The organism is Nitrosarchaeum koreense MY1 (assembly GCF_000220175.1).
In the GTDB taxonomy this organism is placed as follows: domain Archaea; phylum Thermoproteota; class Nitrososphaeria; order Nitrososphaerales; family Nitrosopumilaceae; genus Nitrosarchaeum; species Nitrosarchaeum koreense.
The window spans coordinates 697,363-723,880 of the sequence record NZ_AFPU01000001.1; the positions used below are offsets into that span (position 1 = coordinate 697,363).

A 26,518-nucleotide genomic window follows, 5' to 3' on the forward strand; every position below is an offset into this window, starting at 1 on the left:
TTATATCACATATTTTTCCTAAAACCTAAAGATGTTGCTACTTCTCTAAAGCATCGTCTGCATAACATTAACTCATATTTTTGAATTACAGCTGTATAATCTCCACATCGTTTACACCATTTGGAACCTCTTCCAAAATCGTGTTTCTTTCTTCCAGTTGCTTCGTATGATCTATCTTTTGCCATTATACTATCGTGACTCCAAACTCCTTTACTAGATAATCCTTTGCTTCCTGACTTTTAATCGTGTGTGATTTTCCAACACTTGCTTTGTGTTTGCTTCTTTTTCTAATTCCATATCCTGGTCTTGTTAAAGTCACTGAAATTCCTAGACCTAAAATTCCAACTTGTGGATCATATTTTACTCCTGGTATATCGATGTGTTCTTTAATTCCAAATGAAAAGTTTCCAAAATTATCAAATGATTTACCGTTTATCTGATTAGCTTTTGCATCAAGTAATCGTTTTAACAAATCACGTGCATCTTGTCCTCTTACTGTAACTGCAACTCCTATTGGTTCTCCTTGTCTAACTCCCCATTCTCTTTGTGTTTCTTTTGCCTCACGTGCAGATGATTTTTTACCTGAGATATGATCCAGTGCTTTTTTTGCTACTACAATAATATCGCCCGATTTTCCTAAACCCATGTTTAGGACAACTTTTTCTAAAGTTATTTTCTTCATTGGGGATTCTGTTACTTGGGACATATGATCACTTTATTTGAATTAGAGGCTCCTGTTTTCCTACTACTAGTATGATATCTGTTGGAATTTCGATCTTTCTATCGCCTAAAACTAGCACTACACGTTTAGGTAAAATGTAAGTTCCTTCTTCAATGGTTTCGATTGTTCCCATCTGTCCTGCGTTAATACCGCGAGTAACCAAAACATGTGCACCTTTTTCCAATTTTATAACTTCAAGAATTTTTTGATCTGGAATTTGAATTAAACACGTGTCTCCGACATTTACCTTGATATCTGAAATTGTCGAACGGCCGTCATGAAATCCTATTTGCATTCTGCCTTTGCTAATTGTTGTTTTACTTGTAACTCTGACTAGTTTTTTTGTTTTTTCTGACTCTTTAATCTGTAATGGTTTTAGTAATTTTCCTTCCATTGGAACTAGACGATAAACTTCTGGAACATTTTCTAATTCTACAACATCCATCAATCCAATTGCATGATGAAGTGATTTTCTAACAACTCCGTCGATTTTCACTTTGCCAGAATAGATTGCTGCCTTTGCCTCTCTTAATGTTGTTACAATTTTTAATACGTCTCTTAGAAATACTGCAGTTGGTACTGAATATTCTTTTTTATGTGGTCCTGGTCTGACTGTAATTACAAATCGTTTGTCTTTTCTCTTAATTCCCCAGAATTGAGGGGCCATTTGTCTTTTGAGTTTTTTACTTCCAGATATGCTGACCATTATTTTTCAACTTCCTTTTTTCCTTTTTTAGGTACTAATGTTTCTTTAGTTGCCTCTTCTTTCTTTGTTTTTTCCACTGCTTTTGGTTTTTCAGTTGGTTTTTTGCCTTCTAATTTTGAAATTCTCCATTTATCGTCTGTGTTTAATCCTGTAACTACAAGGTTTGATGTGTGTATGTAGACGTCAAATTTGTCTCCTTTTGTCTTTTCTTTTTTAACTCCTTCTATAGCTACACTGCTTTTCTTAGTGGAAACTTTGGATACTTTTCCATCTACTCCTTTGAACTCTCCTCTTACAATTTTTATGCTATCTCCTTCGATTACTCTGACGCTTTTTTTACCATATTTTTTACGAAGATCATCTGATAATTGACTTCCAAGCTGTTTGCTTCTAGTATGAAATGTTGCCTTGTAGATCAAACTGTTACGCATTTTTGTTGGTTTCATTTTATACCACCATTGATGCCAAATTAGCTACTCTTGGCCATTTTTCTGAAGCTTCTGCTGCAACCGGTCCTTTGATGTCAGTTCCTTTGACTTCTCCTTCTGGAGTAATCAACACTGCTGCATTGTCTTCAAAGCACACTCTTACGCCATTTAATCTGCGAACTGCATATTTCTGTCTAATTATAACTGCACCATACACCTGCTTTCTTAATTCTGCAGGACCTTTTTTTACAACAACATTGCAAAAGTCTCCAACTGATGCAGCTGCTAATTGTGCATGTCTTGTATGATGTCTTTGTACCATAACAATCTCTAAAATTTTTGCACCTGTATTGTCCGCACATACTATTTGTGCTCCTATTGGAATTGCTTTTGTTACTCGAGGACGAAATTCTGATACTCCTTTACCTGCTTGTTTTGCCATTATGCTTTAACCTCTACTACTACATATGATACTGATTTTGATATTGGTCTACATTCTGCAGTCAATACATGATCACCGGTTTGAACATCGATGCATTCTGGTACATGTGCATGGATTGTGTTTTTACTTCTTGCATATCTTTTGAATTTTAGATAGTAAATTGGTGATTCTTTTTGTAATGTGATTGTCTGTTTTGCTTTGTTGCTTGTAACTTTACCATCAAATAATTTTCCTCTAACTGATAGCTTTCCATGAAATGGACAATGTGCGTCTGTGCATTCTCTGCTTGGTGCCTTTACTTTTAATCCAATGTTTAATGTCAAGCCCTTCCTCCTATTCTGTCAAATGATCTTTTTGCAATTTGCATACCGTTTACAATAATATCTTTACCGTCTAAGGTAAATTTCCAACTATTGTTAGATTTTGCAATCATTTTAGTTCCATTTTTGGTGTCCATTATTATCATTGATTTTGTTTCATCTGTAATTGTTCCATTTAATCCTATAATTTGTGAATTAGATGATTCAGTGATCTCTGTGTGTAATCCAATTAATTCATGTGATGTTATGTTTTGCTCTGTGATCATTTCTTTTTCAACTCATTTACTCTAGTCATCATTCTTGCAATGTCGTGTCTTAATGGTTTTAATTTTCCACTTTCTTTTCTTAATGTTCCTTTAGAACCATCTACTCTTAGTTTTGCAAGTTCGCTTCTTGTTTCTTGAATTTTACTTTTAAGATCTTTTTCATTTAATTCTCTGATTGTTTTCATCGATAGTCTGGTCATAGTAGTTTTGCCTCCTCTTCCTCTAGTGTTTCAAGCTCCTTCATCTTTTCTTCTTCAATTGCAATTTGTTCAGATTCTGTTCTTGCTTTGCGTTCTACCTCTGTTTCGTCTCTCATCTTTCCAGTGTCTTTGTCTTTGATTTGTTTTGCTTTCTTTGGTTTTTGTGTTTTTAATTCGAATTCTGGAACGAATTTTTCATTAATTGCAATTCTTATTCTAATTCCGATTAATCCCATTGCAGTTTTAACGTGTGCAATATCCTCATCAACAATTACCTCTGCATGGTGTCCTGCTCTTGGTAAAATTCCTGCACTGTGTTTTTCAAATGCTGAACGATCTCCTCGTAATTTTCCTGAGATTGTAATTTGAACTCCCATAGCTCCATTATCCATAATTTGTTTTAATGTCCACATTGTAGCTCTTCTAAATGCTGTACCTCGCTCCAAGTGTGATGCCATTCTGTTGCACATTACACTTGGTGATAGCTCTGGTTTTGCTATTTCAACTACTGATATCTGTGGATTTTTTAATTTAAAATCAGTTGCAAGTTTATCTGTTAATTCTCTAATTCCAGAACCTTTTCTTCCGATAACTATTCCAGGTCGTGTTACATGTAAGGCTACTCTTGTTCCCATCGGTGTTTTTGAAATTTCTGCATGTGAAAATCCTGCATCTTTAATTGCTACTCTCAAGTAATCTTTGAGAAGCATCATGTTGTAGTTGTCTTTAATTACATTTTTTACGGCTGACATGTTATATCTCCTGTGCCACCAATTCTACATGTGTTAACACGTTATTTTTTGGAGTGGCCCTTCCCATTGCTCTTGGAATAAATCGTTTTACAATCACGCCTTTGTGAACTGTTGCGTTTACAATTTTTAATCTATCTAAATCCATTCCCTTGTATTCTGCATTTGATTCTAAATTATCTAATACCTTGATGAATTCTTTTACTGTTTTTTGTGGATAACGACCAGACATCATTCCAGGATCTGATCTATGACCAACTTGATTGTTGAATCTTCTAAATGCAATTGCTCTTTCTTTATTGACTACTGCTTGAAGATAGTCTCTGGCTCTTTCAATTGACAGTCCTTTAATTGCAACTGCTACTTCACGTGCATGTTTATGTGAGATGTCTTTTTCTCTTAGTGAAGAACGAACATGTTTAGTTGCGTCAAAATTTTGGAATGCGTATTTGAATCTGCCCATGATAATCACTTTAATGGTACGTAGAGACTGGATCTTGATGCGCCGACACCCGGTGCACCATGTTGAACTCTTTTGTTTGTTATGACATATTCTCCAAGATAATGTCCTATCATTTCAGTTTTAATTAAAACTGGAGTGAATTCCTTTCCTGAAAAAATATTTACTGTAACACCTACCATATATGGTAGAATAATTAAATCTCTAGAATGAGTTTTGATTGGATTTTTTGTTTTTCCAGCTTTTGCGGATTTTATTTCTTCAATCAGTTTTCTCTTGTCATCTGTAATTCCACGTGTAAGTGAACGTCTTTGTCTGGAATTAAATATTAAAAATAATTTCTCTAGTGACATGTTGTCTAGATCCTCTTTTGGTAATCCTCGATATAGAAATTCTTTGACCATCTTACTTATCCTCTCTTTGTATTGGTGAAGCCTTATTGTCCATATTATAGCATTCCTATCTTTGTGGCCAAGTCTCTGGCTTTTTCTGTACTTTCAAATTGAACAAATGCCTTTTTACCGTAAATTGTTCTTGCTGTGTTTACTTGAGTAGCTTTTTGATTGTATAATGCATTTACAGCTTCAATTATCTGTGGTTTGCTTGCTGATCTCTCTACAATAAAGCAAATTTTGCTTTCATTTTCTACCATCGCAAATGTTTTTTCAGTAATGTATGGTTTCAAAATAATTTTGCTTGCTTGATCTACGTTCATCTTACTTTCACCATTAATTCTAGATGTGTTGATTTTATCTTTGCAATCTCTTCTATTGCTGCTTTTGAATACACTGTTAATCTAATTGGATCAGAACCTGGTGCCAAATCTAATACACTCAATTCTTTTACAGATCTTACCTCAACTCCTGGTAATGCGCCACATGCTTTGCTAATTTTTGATGCATCTTTTGTGACAAACAATACGCTCTTTCCTACTTTTTTGCTTCTGCCTCTAAGTGATGATTTTCCAGTACGTGGTTTTCTTGCTTGAAGTCTTTCTACGTCTTTCATCAATTTTAGATCTTCTAACACTTTGAAAATATCGCTTGCTTTTGAAATTGATTCAATGTCATTTGTTACAACAATTGGGAATGATTCAATGCCTTCTATTTTGTGGCCCCTTGATTTAATCAAGTCTTTTGAAGCAGTTGCAGCTATTGCAGAACAAAAAGCTAGCTTGTTTTCTTTCTTGTTTAATTTCTTAAAAATTACTCTTTCAACTATTGGAGGATGAGCTTGTCTGCCACCTCTTACTGAAGCAACACCACCTGCTTGACCTTGTCTTCCACCACCACCACCTTTCATCTTTGCAATACGTGCTTGATGTTGTCCTGTTGGTGGATCGTTTGATCTTGCCACTACATCCATACCTGCAGTTGGATGTCTTCCCTGTGGTTGGAATTTATGTGATGTCAAATTTGTAAATGCCTTGTGAATAAGTTCAGCCCTAAATGGAGTTGAAAAGATTAATGGTAATTCAACTTCGCTATCCTTGGTTCCCTTTATTGTTAATAATGATGTTTTCATTAGATTACTACCTCCAAAATATTTGGCTTGGTGATTTTCACTGGTGCGTTTCTAATCTGACTTCTTAGCTTGATTAATCTTCTATATGTTCCTGGAACTGAGCCTTTTAGAATAATAAAATCTCCTTTTACTAAACCAAAGTGTTTGTACCCGCCATCTGGATTTATTTTTATTTGATTGTTTTCTGTATTGCCAATTACCATTATTCTTTTGTCATATTCTGTTCTTTGATGAAATCCCATTTGACCTGCTCTTGGGACTGAATACATGACACTAGCTGGTGAAATTGGACCTAGTGATGCAACTTCTCTAACTGTCTTTCTTGACTTGTGTTGTTTTTTCTTTACCCCAAATCTTTGTATGACTCCTTGCCATCCTTTGCCTTTTGTAATTGCTGCAACATCAATTGTTGCTCCTGTTTCAAAAATTTGATCAATTTTAATTTCTTTTCCTAATAGTTCTTTTACATGTGCAAATTGTTTTTTGATGTCACCGCCACTAACTAAAGCTTCAAAGATGTACGGCTTTTTTTGTTCTAATCCGGCATCACGTGGAGATACAGCAACTATTGCAAAAATTTCTTTGACTCTGCCGAGTATTTTTTCTGCATTTTCCATTGCGCCTTCTTTATTTTTAAAATTAATTTCTTTAGATATGTTTTTTGGAAATTCTTTTGCATATACGTCAAATTCTGCATGTAATCCGTAATGATCTTTTGAATACCCTCTAACTCCTAATATTGAAACTGGTGGAGTTACTAACACTGTTCCAAGACTTACAAGTTGCTTTCCTGCATTTGGAGTCTTTTCACGATCATCAATGGTGACTAGTTGAACACAGCCTGCTTTGAAACCGCAATGTGCTAAAATTTTTGGTTCATCAGAATTGTTTTTTGGCCATGTTCTGATACGTGCTTCCATACTTTTGGCACGTCCTCTTGGATAGTATGCTGCACTACCTCTACGTGGTTGCGCGTATTTTCGATGACCCATGTTAAATCGAAGTCGTCTTCAACCGTCTAATAAACCATGTGAGATATCGTTAACTTGTAAAAATTAAGTGGTTAACGAACTATTTCTAATATGATCATGGCGATATCAAATTATTTGCATAATTCCAAATTGTTACTGCTCCGATGATTACTCCTACTGCTCCCAACCCCATTGCTAAAATTAAGAAATTTCTTTTTTCTGCCATTTTGTATCACCCTATTTTGTATGCATTAATTATTGATAATGTTCCTAAAAGTGCTTCATCTAGACGTACAGTTTCTGTTGCTTGGTTTGGAAAGAAATTCAATGTTTTTGCATTCTGAACGTTCTTCATTTTACCTCCCAATATTTCATGAACTCCTTTTTCAGGTGAGCCAAATACCACTAAAATAGGAAGATCTGAGCTTAGATATTTTGTTAATTGTTCTTTTGTTGCTGTTCTCCCCTTTCTTGAAGTAATTATGATGTTTCCTTGCCATTCAGTTAACAATGAAAATAAGCTTGCTCTCTCTTTAACTGCATAACCCCAGTATAACGAGGTTTCATTTCTTTGAATTTCTTTAACTGAAAAATCTGGATATCCTGTCTTGAATTGGACGGTTGCTCTTTTACCGACATTTTCTTTTCCAAAAAATGGTATTAATTCATTAATTCCAACATCAATGAATTTTTTACCCTTTAGACTTACTATTACTCCTTCTCTTACATCTCCAACGTTAATTTTTTTGGAATTTGCTGGTGTTGAGTGACTAGGAATTTTTAACGGATACAACACACCTGCAAACTTCAGTTCATTCATCTTTGGGAATAATCGTCTTCGTAAAAATTGAGGAGTCTCAAGATATCTTAAAATTGTTACAAGTAAATTACCGTCTTCTCTATAATTTCCTTCTTGGTAAACATAAATTGTATCTATTTTAAAAATTGCACAAGCTCTTGCAAGTACCGATATCTTCCGTGTCTTATCTAGCTTTAAGGATTCATCAGATAATGCTGATTCAGGGATTGCAACAGAAATTTTCAACGTAATTAAATCTCACATGTGACTATGGTTATTTCTTTTCGTGAGGATATTTCTCTTTAGCAGTTTTTGCATATTTTGCAATCTGCTCATCTGAGACTAATTCAAATGTCTCTGTTTTAGTTTTAATCTGTGCCATTCTGATATGGCTTGTTCCTTCTCTATCTTCACTAGATAGATAAATTGCTGCAGATGCTAACACTGATGCATCTTCTATTGACAATTCATGATTGTATGTTTTTTCTAAAAAGTCTGTTACTTGATCAGAACCAGATCCAATTGCAATTGCGTCGTATGAAATGTATGTCCCACTTGGATCTGTGAGGTAAAGCTGTGTGTTGTTATTTACCACCCCTCCCAAAATTAATGCAACACCATATGGTCTTACACCTGCATACTGTGTATATTGTTGAGATTGATCAGCTAAATGTTTTGCAATTGTTTCAACTTCAACAGCTTCATCATAAATCATCTTGTTACTTTGAGAAAAGAATCTGGCATTATCTACCTGACTTCTAGCATCTGGAATGTATCCTGCTGCTGCTACTCCTATATGATCATCAATTTGAAATATTTTTTGTGCAACATCTGTAATCTGTAATTTTCTTGGTTTTTCTTCTACTGCAATTACGATTCCTTCTTTAGATTTTATTCCAACTGCGATAGTTCCTCTACGTACAGTCTCAATAGCGTATTCTACTTGGTATAGCCTGCCGTCTGGTGAAAATACTGTAATGGCTCTATCGTAGCCTTGTTGTGCAGGAAGCATTTGATTTCAATGCTTTGAAAGTTTAATTTAAGCTTTGGTGCCCTCCCTTCCCATGCGATTTGAGATTCAATTTTCTGGTCATGAAAATATACGATCAAATCATCAGAAAACAATTGAAATTACAAAAGAATCCCATCTCACTCCAAGTGGCGATTGTATCATTGGTGTCAATGCTTCTGCTAGCTGTGCTGATTTACCTGATTCAATTAAAAAAAAATTACAAAACCCAAATTCAAAAGTTAACTTTTCAATTAAAGTAGGCTCACATGAATTTATTGTCAAAGGAAGAGGTCACGAGGATCTAATTCTTACTCATCATGAAGATATTGTGATACGAAAAAGTAATTTTGTCTGTCCAAGAACATTGGCTGTAAAGTGTGATAAGGCATCGGATCTTATGCCCAGAGAGATGATCTCTTTATTGCAAAACCCTGACACTAGGGGCACATTTACAATAATGATCGACTAAACATGTGACAATTTTATATCAATTAGTTTAACGTAATACATGGGTCTAAAAACAAAAATTTTCATTCTAATTCCTCTGATAATATTTGGTGTGATAATTTTTGGAACCGCGTTATATATGGAAATTTGTAAAAACTCTAGCTTGGCAGTGATTGACTGCTAATTTGCGGTATTATTTTTCAATTATTTTCTACTTTGGTTAATTCTGATTTAGCATGGATTTCATAAACTACCTGCTCTTACAGACTTCATGCAAAAACCTGTGATTGAATTGCAAACCTCTGAGGAACCAACTGAAATTGAGCTAAAAAAAATACGAGAATATTTCAAAGAAATGCCCATTAATGATATTTTATCTGGTCTAAAATTCGCTAAAAACAGATGGTCTGCTAAAGACTCTGGGACATTAAAAGTTGGCAGAAAAAGCATTATCCAAAAAGAGGTACATTCTGTTACTTCTGAACAGGCCCAATGGAGATTAAAAAATTGGAAGATGATGATTGCAAATTATCGTCGGAGAGGTTACAGTTATCCGACCATATCTAGAATCAAAAAAATTTTAATTCAAAAAAGTAAAAAGAAAATAAAATAATGCCAAACTTTTAGATTAAAACATCTGATGTTCTTCTTTGGGGTGTGCCTTGTTTTAGTGTGTCTGGAATATCTGGTATTGATGATTTGGTTTGTCCTGCAATTATAGAATGTGCCTCTTCAAGAATTGCCAATGTGTCTGCATTGTTATTTGTATTTCCAAGACTCATCAAATCATTTCCTTCCATCGATGATCCACTCATTACATCTCCCAATATTTGTGACAAGTCTTGCATAGATGATGTTGCTTCTGGCATGATGCCGCTTAGTGAAGGACTCAATCCTTTGATTATTGACATACATGGACTAAGTGTAACTACTACATCTCCAAGTTCAGACACTGTATTGAGTCTTAACTGAATTTGCTCCATTGATAATTTTGCCCCGCTTACCATGTTTTTCATTTTTCTAACTTGGACAAGCTCGTTTGCATATGCTTGTGCATATGCATTGTTGTGTGTTTTTTGGGCATTGACTACTTTCTCAAAAATTCCGTCATGTTTTTTTTGTAGTTTTTCATTAATCCCTTCTAATTTGCTTATTTGAAATTGTAATTTTCTTTGCGCTTCTTCAATTCTGGATTTTAATGGAATATCCGGTCTTACTTTTCCCATTACTCGTTGAGAAATGCTTTCCCCTTCGGTTTTATTCCATGAGTTACTTATCAAATCTTCATTTCCCCATTATGGGTGTAGTTTTTTGTTTTAAATGAATTTGTCACTCTTCTATGTGTATCCATGGTAACATGGGACTTGAGTTACACTCTATCCAAACGTAAATGTGTACATCTGAAATCCAGGTTCGCTTATCCTGATTTCCAATATGTGCGATGAAGGCTCATTACTGTTTACAATGTTGTACAGTCCTGCTCCTGAAACTGTAATTTTACCATCTTCGTTTACATCCGTACCTGCATAATCTTTTGAGATAGGCAACCCGTCAAGGAGTATCTCTAATTTTGCCATATTAGCTGTAACGATATTTACTTCTTTTGCATTATAATGCAGTTTGATTGAACCGTTGTTTGAAACTAGCTCCATGCTGTCTTCTAGGTTTTTCCATTCTCCTACTGGATAAAATTTATGTAATTCGATATTATTTGGTTCAGAGTATGTTACTGTCTTTTCTGGATTGAATCCTTCGTTACTTCCCAGCTGATTTCTGCCTTGAGCAAAATCATACCCAAAATACAACTCTGGTGTTCTAAAATTTGAATGCTCAAACTCTTTAATGTCGACCAGTCTTTCAGTAGAGTTAATTTGTAATCCTAAATTCATTGCCCTTTCTTTTAGTAATGATTGAATTACTTTTTCTGTCTCCTTGTAATCTCCCTCTCCAATATGATCATATCTTATGTATCCTTCATCGTCTGCAATGTATTTTCTAGGCCAATATCGATTTTCAAACGCTTTCCATGTTGCCATGTCGTTATCCATTACAACGGGATACTTTATTCCATGTTTGATGATTGCAGATTCCACATTTTCAGGAATTTTTTCAAATTCAAATTCAGGAGAATGAATTCCTATTATTAGCAATCCTTCATCTGAATATTTTTCATTCCATGCAACAATGTATGGGAGGGTTCTTACACAGTTAATGCAACTATACGTCCATATGTCATACAGCACAACCTTCCCTTTCATTTCTTTTGCCAACTCTTCTGGCGTTGTGTTAAAATAATTTGCAATTCCTACAATTTGTGGCGCTTTTTTAAACTTTGATTTATCTATGCTATTTACAGCGTTTGTTTCAAGCGAACTATCGGATGTTTGTATATCTGAATTTATTGAAGATAATAGTACGCTGATTGTTCCTACAATACCTATTATGATCATTCCAAAAATAATTGCAGTTTTAATTTCTGATTTCATCTAGTCAACTCCAAAGTAATAACTCATTGAGTAATGGAAAATTAGCAATGTATGCCAATTGATTTGTAAATACTAAAACTCCCAAAAGTATGATGAATGAACCTAAAATTATGTTGTAGAATTTTAAGTGTCTGCTCATAATTTTTATTATTTTACTTGCTCTTGAATAAAATACGCCCATTAGGATGAATGGTATGCCTAGACCTAGAGAGTATACTAGCAGTAAATTGAAAGCAACAGATGGTGTTGTTGCTGCAAGAGTTAGGATAGTTCCCAAAATAGGCCCTACACATGGAGTCCAACCTACAGCAAATGCTAATCCAAACACAAAAGACAGTGGAAAGCTTGCTTTAGTTCGTTTAGGTAAGATTTTTTTTTCAACATTTAGCTTACTGATTTTTGTAGATAATATCAGAAAAATTCCAAAACTTACAATGATAATTCCACCTATCTGATTTAATACTTCAATTACTTCACCAACCGTACTTGCTAATATGCTGTTAATTACTACCCCTAATGTAGAAAATACAACTGAAAATCCAAGAACAAAAAATACTGAATTCAATATGATGTTTGTTCTGTTAATTGTAACTGTTTTGCTTCCTTTATTTTGATTAAGATCGCTTAGTGTAGTTCCTGAAATGTATGCTAGAAATGCTGGAATCATAGGTAGTATGCATGGAGCAACAAATGAAGCTAACCCTGCTAATGCTGCCACCGCAAGTGTAACTTCTACCATGAATTAATTTGGTAATTTTTCTTTTAAAGGATTGTTCCAAATCTGCAAGTCCATTTCATTTTTATCTAAGATAAAATTTGTTTTATTATGAATAAGCGATTCATTCTTGTGGGTGTTGCCTTGGGAATTATTGTTATTCTTGCCGTACTAATTGGCTCTCCTGCAATCGGTGGATTTGATTCGCTTCGTTAATGCGATTATCTATATTTCAAATAAACATTAAATTTTTTTTTTAACTAATATTATTATTGTGCAATCAAATTATTGATTTCATTGCCTAGCGTTCTTGTTGTTGATGATGATCCTGATAGTCGTGATGCTTTATCTGATCTGCTTGAATTAAAGGGGGTTGAAGTTCTAGCAAAGGGAGTTAACGGGCATGACGCTGTACAAAAATTTTCTCAGCATAAACCTGATCTAATATTGATGGATATGATGATGCCTAATTTTGATGGGATGTATGGTTTGGAACATATTAAAAATATTGATTCAAGTGCCAAAGTGATAATGATAACTGCAGATCAATCACAAACAACACGTGATAAAATTTACAGATATCCCAATACCAAAATTATTGCTAAACCCATTGATATTGATCAACTAGTTAAACTGATTATGGAAAAATCATTTTGGTAATGTTATTGTAAATGTAGTTGGGTTATTTTTTACTGATATTTTTCCACCATGCTGTTCTATGATATTTTTACAACTTACCAATCCTAGACCAGTACCAGTTTGCTTAGTGGTGTAAAGTGGCTCAAAAATTTTATTCATATCATATTCACTGATTCCTGAACCTGAATCGATTACGTCTATAACTATATCCTTTTCTTCATCATGGGATTTGATTTCTATAGTTCCTGGATTATCTCCAATTGCATCCATTGCATTTTTTATTAGATTTGAAAAAACAATTTCTAATTTCCCTTCATCTGCTAAAACTGTTAGGTCATTGTCTGGCATCTTGATGTTTATTTTATTTGATTGCAGTTCATTAACAATGTTTGTAAGACAAGATTTTATTGACATTCGTTTCTTTTGAAGTTCTGTTGTTTTTACATAATCCAAAACATCTTCAATTTGATTGGTCATTCGTTGTATTGCATTATTAATTCGTTGTATGCTTTCATGATCTTTTGGAGATAGTGACTCTTTATTTCGTATTAATGATATTTCTACTGATGATTTAATTACGCTTAATGGGTTTCGTAAATCATGAGACAGTCTAGCTGCAAGTTCTCCTATTGCGGATAATCTTTCTGATTTAATCAATTCGTTTGTTAGATTGTCTATCTTTACATTTTTTGTATCAAGTGCATTGGTTAGTTTTGAATTTAAGATTACAATTATGCTTGAAAATACGACTAGTAATGTTATTAGGACTAGCGAAAAGAACATCATGAAATTTCCACTTTGTTCAATGCTCCAAAAATAGTTTAACGCAAACAGAACTGCAATTGTTGTAACAATTATCAAAACAAGTACTAGATTAATTCCATATGTTGCGATATTTTTTGCTGTGACTGGTTCATCGTTGTTTTGATATTTTTCGGGTTTATTTCTTTTAGAATTTTGAATTAATTTATACATTGCAAAACTCCATGCTACGTAACTAATCAACCACAAAATATCTATCGGATGTCCATCAAAATATGCATCATCAATAACTAAAATCAAGTATAGATTATCAGCTATAATGAAACTTACAATACCGATTAAAATTAATGTCCAAAAAGAATTCTTATTAATTTTGAATGACAAAATTATTGAGATTATTGCAGGAATTAATAAAATTGCATCAACAATGGGGTAAATTAGCGCAACTGCAATTTCAAAAAATTCAGTTTCTATATTAGCTTGAAAAGTAATTGCTAAAATAGGAATTAAAATTGATGTTGATACTATGATGGCAAATGCGATGTGTTTTTTCTTTATGTGATCACGTAATGGTTTTAAGAAAATTACTAATGAGATAAACATGAAAATTGGTGCTATAATATAGAAAAGGTCTGCAATAGATGGATAAGGATCAACAAATAAAACATGCTCATACAAATTCCACATCTGTTCTGCTGCAAACCATGAACAAAATGATAAAACTAGAAAAACAAGTGATTTTTTACTAATTTCACTTATTCTGTCAGCACTTGATAATGCCCATGTGGCCATAATTATCAGAACTCCTGTAATTATAGTGTAGATTGGTAATGAGATATACTTTGAAAAATATTCGATGCTTACTACATCATTGACGCCGTATAATGAAACTAGTGCAAAAATTATGCAACCAAATATAATTTTGTTATTAATGCGTATTTTTTTTTCGTTTCTTTCCAAATTTAGAAGTATGGCCTCATTTTGAATTTGTCCAATGTTATGATATAATATTTTGGATGTGTGCCGACGTTATTCATATTTTGAATTTTTTTTGAGCCTGTTCAAAAATATTCAATGCATCGTCAATATTCTTTTTAGATAGCCATGCTGTGACTGAGATTCTTAACCTAGCTTTGTTTTTTGGCACTGTTGGATATCTAATTGGCTGCGCAAACACTCCCTTTTTAAGAAGGAATTTTCCAAAATCCATGGCTATTTTTTCATTGCCAATAACTATGGGAATTATGTGTGTCTTTGAATTAATTTGATATCCTAATTGCTTCAACCCGTTTGTCAAGATGCTAGTGTTTCTTGCTAGCTTCTTTCTTTGTTTCTCTCTGTTGATTTGCATTCTGTTTAATGAATACTGAATTAAAAACGATGGAAGTGCAGATGTGTATATGAATGATTTTGATTTATTTATGCACAAATCTATTACATTGTTTTGTGATGAAACATATCCTCCAAAAGATCCTAGCCCTTTACTAAGGCTGCTGATATATATGTCGATTTTTTTTGTAACATTAAAATGATTTGGAGTCCCCCTCCCATCTGTTCCAACTGTAAAATCTCCATGTGCATCATCTAACACTGTGATTGCATTTGATCTTTCTGACACATCCGTAATTTCCTTTAACTTTGAAAAGTCTCCATCCATGCTGAAAATCCCCTCTGTGATGATTAATTTATTTTTGCCGTGTTGATTGAGTTTTTTTGTCAAGTCTTCAATATCGTTATGTTTGTAAACTAAAATTTTTGCACCTGAAAGCCTACATGATTCTATTATGCTTGCATGATTTAATTCATCACTTAAAATCAAATCTCCTTTTTTTGCAATTGTTGTAATTACCCCTAAATTTGCCATGTATCCTGTTGGATAAACTAAACTTGCTTGTTTTGATTTATGTTTTGAAAGTTTATCTTCTAATTTTTTATATATCTCATCGTTTCCTGAAACTAATCTTGAACTTGATTGCATCTGATTTATTTTTATTTTTGTAATTGGTATGCCTAAATAATCATTTGAGCAAAGATTCAGCAGTCTTTTATTTTTTATTGTTATGTATGCATTATTCACTTTAACGTCTCTTAATTTCCTGTACAGGTTATTTTCTTTAATTTGCTCTAATTCCACATCTACAAAATTTAATTTATTGCTCACTTTCAAATTGAAATCAGTCATGCGTAAATTCTTTTCTCATTGTTGTTATTTTATTAATTTTTGTGATGTTACGCATGTTATTGGTTTTGAATTTTTAGTGTTGTTTAATTATAACACACTGTCTTTTATATCATAAATTTTTGTAATACTATTGGCTTGATTACACCTATTGAACAAATCATGGAGGATCAAAGGAATATAGTTGAATTGCAATTATCTATTAAAAAATTAAAATTTCAAAGAATGAATTTTTGTAATACTATTGGCTTGATTACACCTATTGAACAAATCATGGAGGATCAAAGGAATATAGTTGAATTGCAATTATCTATTAAAAAATTAAAATTTCAAAGAATAAAAAAACCATCAGTTCAAGTTTGTTTATGATAATTCAATCTGTGTTATTTTTATAATTTCATTTTCATCGTAAAAATAACGTTTAGTTTCTAAACAGTTTGAACATACAAACCAAATAGGAGTGTAATTACTTTTTTTTGCTCCTTTGTAAACTATTTTGTATTCTGGCAAATGCTTTTCATCACAAATATTCATTCTTTAGCCCCCTGCATTAATTTTATTCTGTAAAGAAATTTGTCTGTTGAATGCAATAAATCATTCATTTCTGATTCAATATTGTTTTTGTATGTCTGATTTTTTATTTTCACGATAAATTCACTTGTTAATTCTATTAGGTGTTTTATTTCATAATTTGTAATTGCTATGTGATTAGTATCTTGGAATTGATCGTATATCGTATTGCTCAATATAGTGAATCCCCCTTTTCCCATGATAAATCAAATAGCGAACTCATCATGTCTACAAGAGTTTCAGAGTCAGACCACCATGCAAATGTTTGTCGTGTTGCATGATTAGCGTTTCTCATAAAAATTAAAATTTCTTTTGCGTCATTAATGATAAAACATTTTTTATCTGAATCTGATGTGATGGCTCGTATTTTCTTTGAATCTATCTCGGAAATAAACTCTGGAGTCTTACTTAAAGGAGAGATTACCATTTGTAGTTCAGATGATGATTCGTCTATCCAATCAAATACATCTGAATGATATAATCTTAAAACATCCGGTATGCTGCCGTAAATTTTAATCGAATCGGTGCTAGTCTCGGTCATTTCTTTTATTTTATTAATTATTGGTCCCATGCCATGTAGCAACTGCATTTTTTCTGATTTTGATTCGTCAGTTTCAACTACAAAAAATGGAACCTCTTTCCAGAGCTTTGAAAGCGATTCTTCTTTTCCAGCAAGTGTGTTGATTCTCTGTTGTTCTTGTTTTACTAACGTTTCAATTGCCTGTTTCATCTCCATTGCAGAATATTTTGTAGGGTGGACAAGCTCAGCTGTTACCAACCCCATATTTTGTAGAGAATTCACAAGATGGTATGTTTCTGTTCTTGGCATCTGCAATGCTTTTGCAATCTCTGAAGCAGATTTTGAACCATACTTTCCAAGATAGATGAAGACTTTGCTTTGGTTTGCAGTTAACCCAAAACTGATCAGTTCATTTTTGATTCTTTCAAGCGTAATTTTATGTTTATACAGTTCGGTTTCTGAGTCATTGTCAAAAAGTGTTATCTCATGTGTTGTGCTCATGTCTTCATTTACTCAATAATGTTTTTCTTAATAGGCACAGTGGATATTTCTTCAATCTACGTGTTCTATTTTGGAACTAATTAGCCGATCTGCGGTGCCAATTTAACTCGTAATTAATTTTTTTAAAACTTGTATGTGTAATTTTTTGCGTTAAAATTAATTTTTGTTTGAACATTATCTGCAATCATCATAAAAATTTCCCAGATATGGGAATCAATGATTATGCAGTTACAAAATCATCTGTAAAAAATTTGTCAAGCCTCTAATCCGATTTTTTTTATCATGTTGAAATCTTTTTCAGATTCGTTTCCACCCATTGTAAGATATCCTGATGTGATTATTCCGTTTGCACCGCTTTGCAATAGTTGCTCTCCTGAATCAGTAAGATTCGTTTCTCTTCCTCCAGAAATTTTTATCACCGATTCTGGTAATAGAAATCGTATTACAGAAAACATTCTTACAATTTCAGAATTTTCTAATTTTACTTGTAGCTCTAATGGTGTTCCAGGCACAGGTACTAGTATATTTATTGTAACTTCTTCAGGATAAAGCGCAGCTAATTCATTGGCTAATTCTATTCTTTGTTTTCTTGTCTCCCCTAAACCGATTATTCCACCTGTACATAATTCTAATCCTGCGTTGCGAACGATTTGCAATGTTTTTAGTCTGTCGTCATATGTGTGGGTAGTGCATATCTCTGAAAATTTTGATTTTGATGTTTCTAAATTATGATTATATCTTTTCACGTTAAGTTCTTTGAGTTTTTTTGCTTGCTCTGGTGTAAGAAAACCTAGGCTGCATTCTACATTAATGCCTACCTTGTCATTGATCTCTTTTATGATGTTGCAAACTTTGTCAAAATCTCGTGTGGATGGTTCTCTCCATGCAGCTACAAGGCAGTATGATTCTGCCCCTTCGTCTTTTGCTTTTTTTGCTTTGATTACCACTTCTTCTGCTGATGGTAGTTGATAGGTTTCAATTCCCGTATCAAAAAATGCAGACTGTCCACAAAAGGAACAATCCTCACTACAAGCATTTTTTTTAATATTGTTTAATTGTTCGACATCTACTTTCTTTCCATTAAAATCTCTAGTTATCTGATTTGCAGCTTTAGCTAGATCTGGAACATTTTCATCTGGTATGTTGAATAGTTTTTCAGCATCTTGACTTGTTATTCCAATGCCTGAAAATACGTTTTCTTGACATTCTCTGATAAATTCCAAGACATTATTCATGATATTTCACTATGAATTCTATTAAAAAAGATTAGTGAGTTAAAAATTGACTTTTCATGCGTGATTATGTGGTCATTTGTATATTTTTTCTTGTATCATTGAAAATTGAAATTAAATTTTCTTGATGTTGTTGTGTTTACTATGTCGTTTTATTTTCTGCTGATTTTATTGTGTCCATGGTTCTGTTTAGCAAGAAATCTAACTCTTCTTCAGATATTGCTAGTGGTGGTACAAGCATGATTATGTTTCCAAGCGTACGAAGATAAATTCCATGTTTTCTGCCTTCCTCAAAAAATATTTTGTTTATTGATTTTTTTGGGTTAATCGGAGTTTTATTTTTTTTATCCTTGACTAATTCTATTCCCATGAGCATTCCTTTATGTCTGATATCCCCAACTGTCTTTATTTCTAATATTTTGTCATAGTACTCTTCAAAAATTTTTGATGTTTTTTGAATTTTTTTAATTAAATTATTTTTTTTATATAATTTCAGATTTTCATTTGCAACAGCTGCAGATATTGGATTACCTGTGTATGTATGTCCATGAAACAGATGCTTCCAATCATTGAATTGGCCTAGAAACGAATCATAGATTTTTTTATTTGCTAAAGTTGCAGCCATTGTTAGATAGCCTCCTGTTAACATTTTTCCAAAAGATACTATGTCTGGAATACTTTTTTGTTCCGTATATTGAACCATAGACCCTAATCGTCCAAAACCGGTTGCTATCTCATCTAATACTAACAATATGTTGTATTTTTTACATAACTTGCTTATCTTCGTCTGAAATCCTTTTGGAAATATAATAACTCCACCTGCTACCTGTGCTCCGCTTTCCATAACAAATGAAGCAATTTTGTCATCATTGGAAAATTTCTTTTCAACTTTATCTAGACAATAATTTTGATAATCTAAATAGTCATATCCTTTAGGAATTCTGTATTTGTTTGGTACTGGAATTTGTATTGTTGGAAATAATTGTTTTTTAAATTTACCAAAAAATTCTGGCACATAACCCACAGCCATTGCTCCAAACGTGTCCCCATGATAGCCGTTTTCTAACGTTGCAATTTTTGTCTTTTTTGTTTCTCCTATGTTATTCCAATATTGTAATGCCATCTTTATTGCAATCTCCATTGCCGAAGATCCGTTGTCGGAATAAAACACCTTGTGCATCCCTGGAGATATTTTTATCAAACTCTTTGCTAGTCTCTCTGCAGGTTCATTTGTTAGGTTAAACATCGAAGAGTGTTGAAGTTTTTTACATTGTCTAGATATTGCATTAGTTAATTCTGGTTTTGAGTGACCCCAGACATTACACCACATTGATCCAACCGCATCAAAATAATTATTTCCATCAGAATCAATTAGATACATCCCTTTGGATTTTACGATTTCGTTAAATGAATCCCATTCTTTCATCTGAGTGTTAGGATGCCAAACAAAGCTTTTCTTTTTCAAACGATTTCTATAGTTAATTTGAACTTAATAATTAAACTATGATGCCATGAATTATGTTTCTTAAATACAGAAAACTATGAATAATATTTTTAATGAGATTTTGGTAATTCTGATTTTTGATGTTTTTTACTAATTATTGCTATTTAGATTCTTCATTATTTTCATTTTGTTCTGCATTGTTTGCTTTATCTCGGACTTTTTTCATAATGCAATACTTGCTCAGACTATTTAGTAATCCCATGATTTTTTTATCGCATGTCTAAACTTAAAGTTTTGTCATAAATATTTAGAACCCATTCATGCCTATTTTTTGATGTGTCATGTTTATGTTTTTAAAATTTATTCCTAGGTTGTTTTTGTACCTTACAGTGCCAGAGTGCATTCTCTATGAACAAGATCTGTTAAACTAGTGTGGAAAATAGATAGATGACACGTATTTTGATCTTTTAACAAATAATCTTGATGATTATTGCCATCTTCATTCCTTGTATCGCTTCTTTCTAAGTCAAAAATCCGATGTTACTACAAGTCCTTTTGAGAAATGTTATATTTTGGATTTTCTGGAAGCGTTATTGTAAAAATTGTTGGAGGTGATGTCACAGTTATCATCCCACCATGTGCCTCTATGATCGACTTTACACTTGCCAATCCAAGTCCCGTTCCTTGTTGTTTTGTAGTAAATAATGGCTCAAATATTTTTTCCATGTTCTCTTTTGGTATGCCTTCTCCAGAATCTTCAAATTCTATGATCAGATTGTTTTTTTCACTTTTTGCCCGTATGACTATGCTTCCGCCATTTTTACCGATTGCATCGACTGAATTTGATAGTAGATTTCCAAATGCAGCTTCTAACTGGATTTTACTTGCCATCAACGAAAAATCATGTTTTGGTAATGTGACTTTGATGTTTTTTGGAACATTTGCATTTGTGATTGATTCATGTAATATTTGTAACAGTGAAACTAGTTTTAGATCAAGAGGGATAGTCTTAACAAAACCTAGAACCTGATTTATTTGATGATTGATTCTATATATTGCATCATTAAGAATTGGAATGTATTCATCTAATTTTGGATCCAGCTTTTTGTTAATTCTTGACTCAATGGAGTCAACTGTGAGCTTGATCAGACCAAGCGGATTTCTCAAGTCATGAGATATTCTTGAAGTCAGCTCACCAATGGTGGAAAGTTTTTCTTTTTTTATCAGGTCATTTTGAGCCTGAATTATCAATCTTGTTTGGTTTTTTGTCTTTTCAAACAATATTGCTACTAACAATACGATAATTCCAATTACCGTAATCAATATTGGAAGTACAACGTCAAAAAAATAATAAAGTGATTTTGCAGATTTGGCGCCATTTACCAGAATTGATTCCGAGTAATCAGTTGTGTGCTTACCTCCCAGTTCCACCTGAGATCCTCTCACCCCATCATCTACAAAATAATCGTCCCACTCTTTAGAAAAAGTTACAACTATGCCAGTCACCGGCTCGACTGACACCATGCATTTTCCATCTGAGAGTATCTTTTTTGATGGAAATTGTGGAAAAGCAGAAGACACATCGGTACCAGTGTATTTGCATGAAAAATCATATACCTCAAGATCATCTATCTTGTTTGTTTTTTCAAATACAAATGTTGCAGATGTAAAGATCATTGGATGAAAGAATTCATAGTTTTGTTTTTGTACGTTTGGTGGAAAAGCAAAATACTCGTCTGACTGCGTGTGTTTTCGAGTATTTCTGTCAACAAAAAAAGTCTGCTCATTGTTAAAAACTACACTGTTTGTTGTCGGGTCTATTCCAACAATGGTAGCCTTGATTTCTAATATGTCGTTATTCACATCTACAACATACTGTCGCAGAGTTTCTCGGATCAAAAATGTGTCTGATAATTCTCCACCAATGCTTTCAAGTATACGATCTTCTCCCTCATGTTCGGAGATCAATTCATAGGTTAAAGGAAGTTTTTTTATTTCATATACTGATAGTTCGTATATCCCAATAACTGATACAATAATGAAAAATCCTACAACAAGTTTTGACTTGTAACTGAAATTCATACAGTTTTCAGCAAGTCTTGCTTATAAAAAATGAATCCACCCTGTCCTGCTGGTGACAAACTCTTGTTTATATAATAATACAAATGGCTACATTTATGATCAATTGCATTGTAATTGATGATGACTATAACATCACAAAGGTATTTTCAGATGTTTTAGAAATTATGGGGTTGAACATTTTAGCGTGTGGGTATAACGGCAAAGAGGCAGCTGAATTATATGAAAAGCATTGCCCTGATCTTGTCTTTACAGACATAATGATGCCAGGATATGACGGATTTTATGGCATTGAAAAAATTAAAAAATTTGATCCTGATGCTAAGATTGTTGCAATAACTGCTGATGTATCACATGAAACTTATCAGAAACTAGAAGACCTTAACGTTACAGCAATAATTTGCAAACCATTTGATCAAAGCGAGATAAAAAAAGTATTGATGGAAAAATACCAAATTAATACCAGATGACCCGATTTTAGAATACATATAATGAAATCTAGAATTGCATGAATCTAGGAAATGATTTTTATAAATTCTATATTTTTAAGTATTTTATTTTTGATAACGTTATGATTCAATTTGAAAAAATATTGGCTTAATTTTAGAATAGCATTTTAGAAAATCGTCTATGTAGTTTAAAAGGGATGAAATTCTAATATTTTTTAAATTGTTCACAAATATTCTTGTTCCATTTGATCTCTCAAATCAATCCATTCATGCATTTAAAACTGCACTAGACATTGCAAAGAAATACAATTCCAGAATCACTCTTCTGACATGTCTTGAGGGAGATGCATGGCATCACAAGTTTTATGATTCTAGTGCAGATGATGAGATTATTAAAAAACAGAAAAAGGCAATACTTGCTCATATTGCCAAGGTAGAACCACTAGCAAAAAAAGCAAACATATCAATGAAATCTCAGATTTTAAAATCCATGTCAGTTGTTAAAGATATTGTTGCATATGCGAAATCTCGAAAAATAGATTTGATAGTAATGAGTTCTCATGGAAGAACTGGAGTGGATAAATTAATTCTTGGCAGTGTTGCAAATGGTGTTGCACAGAAATCTAGCTGTCCAGTGTTGATAATAAAATAAATTTGAAAGAAGGATTCATTGCAAAGGAAATGATTAAACTTGCAAAAAAATAACAATGTACTTTTAGTTTACCTACTTGCACTTAATAGTATAAATCATGAAGATTTGTGAGGTCTCCAAACAATGAATAAAACATTTGTAATGTTGAACATTGCATTAATTTTTGTATCGTTATTGACAGTATTTGCAGATCAATTGGCCTATGCTGTGCCAACATTTGTAGGAAAAGGAGGCATATCTGACTCTGGAGGTGCTATTACCCCATCACTTCCAACCGGAATACAAAGTGGGGATGTTTTGATACTTGTTGTTGAAACAGCAAATCAACCAATAACCATTACTAATGATGGCTCTGCTGGACCTTGGACTCAATTAACAAGTTCTCCTCAAGGTACTGGAACTGCTGCACAAGCTGATGCAACTCGAATTACTGTGTGGTATGCAACTTATGGTGGTTCTGGAACTACTGGACCAAGACTCTCTGATTCTGGCAATCATCAAATTGCTGAAGTTTTTGCATTTCGCAACGTTGATCCAGATAATCCTATTGGAGTAAATATTGGGAGTATAGAATCTACAGCCGATACAAGTGCTTCTATTCCAGGTGCAACTACAACCAAAGCTGATTCTCTAGTGGTGGCAATAATGGGAACTGCTCTACCTGATGCTAATGGTTCAACGCAGTATTCAGGACAATCAAATCCTGATCTAAGTGATATTACAGAAATTGAAGACATTACAAGAAACTCTGGAAACGGTGGTGGAATTTCTGTAACAACGGGAATAAAAACAACAATAGGATCGTACGGTCCAACTTCAGTTACTACTGCTGTTAACACTGAAAAAGCCATGATAAGTTTAGCATTGAGCCCTAAAATTTCTGTTGCCCCAACATTATCCGTTTCTCAACCTGACGGTGTGGGAGATACTATATCTGTTGGAGATTCTTACACTATCACTTACACATTATCTGATCCAGATGATGTTGTGACAGCTTCATTTTATTATGATATAAACAATAGCGGATTAGATGGAACAGCGATTTCAGGTACATGTGCTACAGCAGTAGAGGGCAGTGATGTTACATGTACGTGGGATACTACCGGTATGAGTTTGGGAAATTATTATGTATACGGTATAACTAATGATGGAACTAATCCATCTGTTAGCGCATATTCTACAGGACAGATTACAATTACGGTTCCATCTACAACTAGGTTATATTTTTCAGCATCTACCACACCTAGCGTAAATCCAAATTTTGACAGTTGGGGTTATACGGCAGAAGCAGGACGTTATGCATTATTATCTGCAAAAGGAGTAAGCGGTGAATCATTAGTGCTTGGAACACGAATAGGACCATCTGCTACTGGAGTGACCCAACTGGATAGACAATATGTTTCAGAACCGATGAATGCGGGACAGGTATTCACAAGCGGTAATACTTTTCTAAAAGCACAACTTCAATGCAGAGAATTTAACAATGGAGATAACACTCGTTCAGGACTATCTGTACGTATTGTAAGTCAGGATGGAACTACAACCCGAGCAACATTATTGACAATAGATAATTATGGACTAGCGACAGGTGAATTTAGAAACAATAACGTTTTAAGAAATGCGGCATATGCTGATGGCGATACAGTTACTGCATCATATACAACAGTATCTGGAGATAGATTGGTAGTTGAGATAGGATATACAGATAATGCAGGATCAACTGTAGAAGGACAGTGTAGGTATGGAGCGCCAACAGGTACGGACCTACCAGAAGACGAAACAACTACCATATCTACTAACGTGCCATGGGTTGAATTTTCAAATACTATAACATTCAGAACTGGTCCAGATCAAGGATCTGAAATACCACAAGATACATCTACTGGTACAAAAACACAAAGACGTCCGCCACAAATCTCTGGGATTGGGCTTTATAGCATAACTTCTTCTAATAGCGAAAATTCTTACTCTAAAATAATCCAAGATGATAGTAATCAACAATTACGGTTTGAATATTTTTTTCCTTATAGCATAAACAGTGATCTTACAGACCAAAAAAACTATGGAGAGTATTTCGGATATGACAAATATGGCGGATACATTCCATTTTCCAAACGTTCAGATGCAGTATTATATTCTACAAAAATAAATGAACCCACACAGATTCAAGTTAGAATAGATGATGAGTATGCAAGTACTAAGATTGAACATGTGTCTTTATTTATTGTAGGTAATGGACAAAAATCCGAATCGTATTCTGTGGAATTAATTTTTGACAAGGGTAAGACAATACAGATTAAAGATCCTCAAAATTTTATCAAAGATGTCAAAGTAAATGACTTTTTAGAAGATGTCAGTTATTGGGTAAACTTTGATCTAGTTTTTCAAAAAGAGATTAGATTGTCAGATATTCTAATAGAGACATGGCACGAGGGAAGAAATCCTGCTTATGCGTTGTTTATAGGTTCTATAAAAGCAATAGAGAACATGACCCCTCCTATAAGTAATACAACTCTTCTTACAGCAAAAATAGAGATAACTCATGATACTTCATCTCCAATATGCAAAGCAAGCAATACTTGTTTTGTTCCAAATAATGTAACCATTCTAAAAAACGGAATTGTCACATGGCATAATCCTGATTCATTTATACATGATATCACAAGTGGAACGCCAAATAATCCGGACAATAGGTTTGACCTTCATGTGATGCCAGGAGAGACAAAACAAAAATCATTTAATACACCTGGCATCTACAAATATTTCTGTTCGTTACATCCTTGGGCTACAGGAAGCATTACAGTGGTAGACTCACAACAAAATACCATCAAAGAGTATGACGAAACAAAACCGCCAATAATAATCGCATCGGTAACTCCAAAAGGTTCTGTAATGATAGAACAGAATCAAGATGTCATTAAAAATACAAAAGACATGAAAGTGGAAATTTCAGGAAACATACAAGAAGGCAGTTCAAATTCAGTCACAATTACAATAATTCGTCCTGATGGAACAAGTGATGATCTACGAGTACTTACTAATGATAGAGGATACTACTTCATCCCTACAAATTTGAACAAAAAATGGCTTGAAGGTGACTATGTCATAATTACAAAATACAACGATGTAGAGATAGGACAGATAAAATTTACGGTTAAACAAAATGAGTAAAACTTCAATTATGCTAAATATTGATTATTTTCATTAAAAATTCTGAAATAGGCCGGTTCATATAGTCACAAAAT

Annotated in this window: 32 protein-coding genes; 6 read left to right on the forward strand and 26 right to left on the reverse strand. The window is 33.4% G+C overall.

Annotated features, from left to right (window positions below; genetic code table 11):
- Positions 1-5: 5 nt before the first annotated feature.
- The 16 genes from MY1_RS04090 to MY1_RS04165 form a co-directional block, all read right to left on the reverse strand.
- The gene (locus MY1_RS04090) at positions 6-185 is read right to left on the reverse strand and encodes a 30S ribosomal protein S14 (protein WP_007550443.1); all 180 of its coding nucleotides are present in this window, start codon (positions 183-185) and stop codon (positions 6-8) included.
- On the reverse strand, positions 185-706 hold the full coding sequence (locus MY1_RS04095; RefSeq protein ID WP_007550444.1) for a 50S ribosomal protein L5: 522 nt from the start codon (positions 704-706) through the stop codon (positions 185-187). Before MY1_RS04095 ends, MY1_RS04090 begins: the two co-directional genes overlap by 1 nt.
- A 4-nt stretch (positions 707-710) precedes the next feature.
- Positions 711-1,427 carry a 30S ribosomal protein S4e gene (locus tag MY1_RS04100; RefSeq protein ID WP_007550446.1) on the reverse strand — a complete coding sequence of 239 codons (717 nt, stop codon included), beginning with the start codon at positions 1,425-1,427 and terminating at the stop codon, positions 711-713.
- A complete protein-coding gene (gene rplX / locus MY1_RS04105; protein WP_007550447.1) occupies positions 1,427-1,873 on the reverse strand; it encodes a 50S ribosomal protein L24 in 447 nt (148 codons plus the stop codon). Before rplX ends, MY1_RS04100 begins: the two co-directional genes overlap by 1 nt.
- Position 1,874: 1 nt before the next feature.
- Entirely contained in the window at positions 1,875-2,297 is a 423-nt protein-coding gene (locus MY1_RS04110; protein WP_007550449.1) for a 50S ribosomal protein L14, read from the reverse strand.
- Complete coding sequence (locus MY1_RS04115; protein WP_007550450.1) at positions 2,297-2,620, reverse strand: 30S ribosomal protein S17; 324 nt, start codon at positions 2,618-2,620, stop codon at positions 2,297-2,299. Before MY1_RS04115 ends, MY1_RS04110 begins: the two co-directional genes overlap by 1 nt.
- Entirely contained in the window at positions 2,617-2,883 is a 267-nt protein-coding gene (locus MY1_RS04120) for a ribonuclease P protein component 1 (protein WP_007550451.1), read from the reverse strand. Before MY1_RS04120 ends, MY1_RS04115 begins: the two co-directional genes overlap by 4 nt.
- Positions 2,880-3,083: a 50S ribosomal protein L29 gene (gene rpmC, locus MY1_RS04125; protein ID WP_007401547.1), complete on the reverse strand. Its 204-nt coding sequence runs from the start codon at positions 3,081-3,083 to the stop codon at positions 2,880-2,882. Before rpmC ends, MY1_RS04120 begins: the two co-directional genes overlap by 4 nt.
- Positions 3,080-3,835, reverse strand: a complete 756-nt coding sequence (locus MY1_RS04130; RefSeq protein ID WP_007550453.1) for a 30S ribosomal protein S3 — start codon at positions 3,833-3,835, stop codon at positions 3,080-3,082. Before MY1_RS04130 ends, rpmC begins: the two co-directional genes overlap by 4 nt.
- 1 nt (position 3,836) lies before the next feature.
- Positions 3,837-4,295, reverse strand: coding sequence for a 50S ribosomal protein L22 (locus tag MY1_RS04135; RefSeq protein ID WP_007550454.1), 459 nt, complete (start codon positions 4,293-4,295; stop codon positions 3,837-3,839).
- Positions 4,296-4,300: 5 nt separating this feature from the next.
- Positions 4,301-4,744 carry a 30S ribosomal protein S19 gene (locus tag MY1_RS04140; protein ID WP_420835212.1) on the reverse strand — a complete coding sequence of 148 codons (444 nt, stop codon included), beginning with the start codon at positions 4,742-4,744 and terminating at the stop codon, positions 4,301-4,303.
- Positions 4,741-5,007 carry a 50S ribosomal protein L23 gene (locus MY1_RS04145; protein WP_007550456.1) on the reverse strand — a complete coding sequence of 89 codons (267 nt, stop codon included), beginning with the start codon at positions 5,005-5,007 and terminating at the stop codon, positions 4,741-4,743. The genes MY1_RS04140 and MY1_RS04145 overlap by 4 nt, the downstream gene beginning before the upstream one ends.
- A complete protein-coding gene (rplD, locus tag MY1_RS04150; RefSeq protein ID WP_007550457.1) occupies positions 5,004-5,816 on the reverse strand; it encodes a 50S ribosomal protein L4 in 813 nt (270 codons plus the stop codon). The genes MY1_RS04145 and rplD overlap by 4 nt, the downstream gene beginning before the upstream one ends.
- The gene (locus MY1_RS04155) at positions 5,816-6,808 is read right to left on the reverse strand and encodes a 50S ribosomal protein L3 (protein ID WP_007550459.1); all 993 of its coding nucleotides are present in this window, start codon (positions 6,806-6,808) and stop codon (positions 5,816-5,818) included. Before MY1_RS04155 ends, rplD begins: the two co-directional genes overlap by 1 nt.
- Positions 6,809-7,019: 211 nt before the next feature.
- Positions 7,020-7,832 (reverse strand): putative RNA uridine N3 methyltransferase, encoded by an 813-nt coding sequence (locus MY1_RS04160; protein ID WP_007550460.1) that lies wholly within the window; start codon positions 7,830-7,832, stop codon positions 7,020-7,022.
- 28 nt (positions 7,833-7,860) lie between these two features.
- Positions 7,861-8,598, reverse strand: coding sequence for an archaeal proteasome endopeptidase complex subunit alpha (locus MY1_RS04165; protein ID WP_007550461.1), 738 nt, complete (start codon positions 8,596-8,598; stop codon positions 7,861-7,863).
- A 52-nt stretch (positions 8,599-8,650) separates the two neighbouring features.
- Here MY1_RS04165 and MY1_RS04170 point away from each other — a divergent pair, with 52 nt between their 5' ends.
- On the forward strand, positions 8,651-9,067 hold the full coding sequence (locus MY1_RS04170) for a DUF371 domain-containing protein (protein WP_007550462.1): 417 nt from the start codon (positions 8,651-8,653) through the stop codon (positions 9,065-9,067).
- Positions 9,068-9,316: 249 nt separating this feature from the next.
- Entirely contained in the window at positions 9,317-9,658 is a 342-nt protein-coding gene (locus tag MY1_RS04175; RefSeq protein ID WP_007550463.1) for a hypothetical protein, read from the forward strand.
- 10 nt (positions 9,659-9,668) lie between these two features.
- On the opposite strand, the gene MY1_RS04180 is transcribed toward MY1_RS04175, so the two are convergent.
- The 3 genes from MY1_RS04180 to MY1_RS04190 all read right to left on the reverse strand — a co-directional run bounded on the left by MY1_RS04180 (position 9,669) and on the right by MY1_RS04190 (position 12,270).
- On the reverse strand, positions 9,669-10,325 hold the full coding sequence (locus MY1_RS04180) for a Snf7 family protein (RefSeq protein WP_048109676.1): 657 nt from the start codon (positions 10,323-10,325) through the stop codon (positions 9,669-9,671).
- 96 nt (positions 10,326-10,421) lie between these two features.
- On the reverse strand, positions 10,422-11,531 hold the full coding sequence (locus MY1_RS04185) for a redoxin family protein (protein WP_007550465.1): 1,110 nt from the start codon (positions 11,529-11,531) through the stop codon (positions 10,422-10,424).
- A 4-nt stretch (positions 11,532-11,535) separates the two neighbouring features.
- Positions 11,536-12,270, reverse strand: a complete 735-nt coding sequence (locus MY1_RS04190; RefSeq protein WP_007550466.1) for a cytochrome c biogenesis CcdA family protein — start codon at positions 12,268-12,270, stop codon at positions 11,536-11,538.
- Positions 12,271-12,543: 273 nt separating this feature from the next.
- Here MY1_RS04190 and MY1_RS04195 point away from each other — a divergent pair, with 273 nt between their 5' ends.
- On the forward strand, positions 12,544-12,906 hold the full coding sequence (locus MY1_RS04195; protein ID WP_117439741.1) for a response regulator: 363 nt from the start codon (positions 12,544-12,546) through the stop codon (positions 12,904-12,906).
- On the opposite strand, the gene MY1_RS09395 is transcribed toward MY1_RS04195, so the two are convergent.
- The 7 genes from MY1_RS09395 to MY1_RS04235 all read right to left on the reverse strand — a co-directional run bounded on the left by MY1_RS09395 (position 12,895) and on the right by MY1_RS04235 (position 22,175).
- Positions 12,895-14,607, reverse strand: coding sequence for a sensor histidine kinase (locus tag MY1_RS09395; protein ID WP_052296744.1), 1,713 nt, complete (start codon positions 14,605-14,607; stop codon positions 12,895-12,897). The two genes, MY1_RS04195 and MY1_RS09395, sit on opposite strands and share 12 nt — an antisense overlap.
- Positions 14,608-14,680: 73 nt before the next feature.
- Complete coding sequence (locus MY1_RS04205; protein ID WP_007550471.1) at positions 14,681-15,829, reverse strand: aminotransferase class I/II-fold pyridoxal phosphate-dependent enzyme; 1,149 nt, start codon at positions 15,827-15,829, stop codon at positions 14,681-14,683.
- Positions 15,830-16,356: 527 nt separating this feature from the next.
- Positions 16,357-16,572, reverse strand: a complete 216-nt coding sequence (locus tag MY1_RS04215) for a hypothetical protein (RefSeq protein WP_048109680.1) — start codon at positions 16,570-16,572, stop codon at positions 16,357-16,359.
- Positions 16,569-17,417, reverse strand: a complete 849-nt coding sequence (locus MY1_RS04220; protein ID WP_007550475.1) for a TrmB family transcriptional regulator — start codon at positions 17,415-17,417, stop codon at positions 16,569-16,571. Before MY1_RS04220 ends, MY1_RS04215 begins: the two co-directional genes overlap by 4 nt.
- 254 nt (positions 17,418-17,671) lie before the next feature.
- On the reverse strand, positions 17,672-18,652 hold the full coding sequence (bioB, locus tag MY1_RS04225) for a biotin synthase BioB (RefSeq protein ID WP_007550476.1): 981 nt from the start codon (positions 18,650-18,652) through the stop codon (positions 17,672-17,674).
- A gap of 139 nt (positions 18,653-18,791) precedes the next feature.
- Entirely contained in the window at positions 18,792-20,114 is a 1,323-nt protein-coding gene (gene bioA, locus MY1_RS04230) for an adenosylmethionine--8-amino-7-oxononanoate transaminase (RefSeq protein WP_007550477.1), read from the reverse strand.
- A 522-nt stretch (positions 20,115-20,636) separates the two neighbouring features.
- Positions 20,637-22,175 carry a porin PorA family protein gene (locus MY1_RS04235; protein WP_007550478.1) on the reverse strand — a complete coding sequence of 513 codons (1,539 nt, stop codon included), beginning with the start codon at positions 22,173-22,175 and terminating at the stop codon, positions 20,637-20,639.
- Positions 22,176-22,270: 95 nt separating this feature from the next.
- Between MY1_RS04235 and MY1_RS04240 the strand changes: the two genes are divergently transcribed.
- From MY1_RS04240 to MY1_RS09400, 3 genes are all read left to right on the forward strand, one after another.
- The gene (locus MY1_RS04240; RefSeq protein ID WP_007550480.1) at positions 22,271-22,642 is read left to right on the forward strand and encodes a response regulator; all 372 of its coding nucleotides are present in this window, start codon (positions 22,271-22,273) and stop codon (positions 22,640-22,642) included.
- 199 nt (positions 22,643-22,841) lie between these two features.
- Positions 22,842-23,273: a universal stress protein gene (locus MY1_RS04245; RefSeq protein WP_007550481.1), complete on the forward strand. Its 432-nt coding sequence runs from the start codon at positions 22,842-22,844 to the stop codon at positions 23,271-23,273.
- Positions 23,274-23,396: 123 nt separating this feature from the next.
- Positions 23,397-26,444, forward strand: coding sequence for a cupredoxin domain-containing protein (locus tag MY1_RS09400; protein WP_007550483.1), 3,048 nt, complete (start codon positions 23,397-23,399; stop codon positions 26,442-26,444).
- Positions 26,445-26,518: the final 74 nt, after the last annotated feature.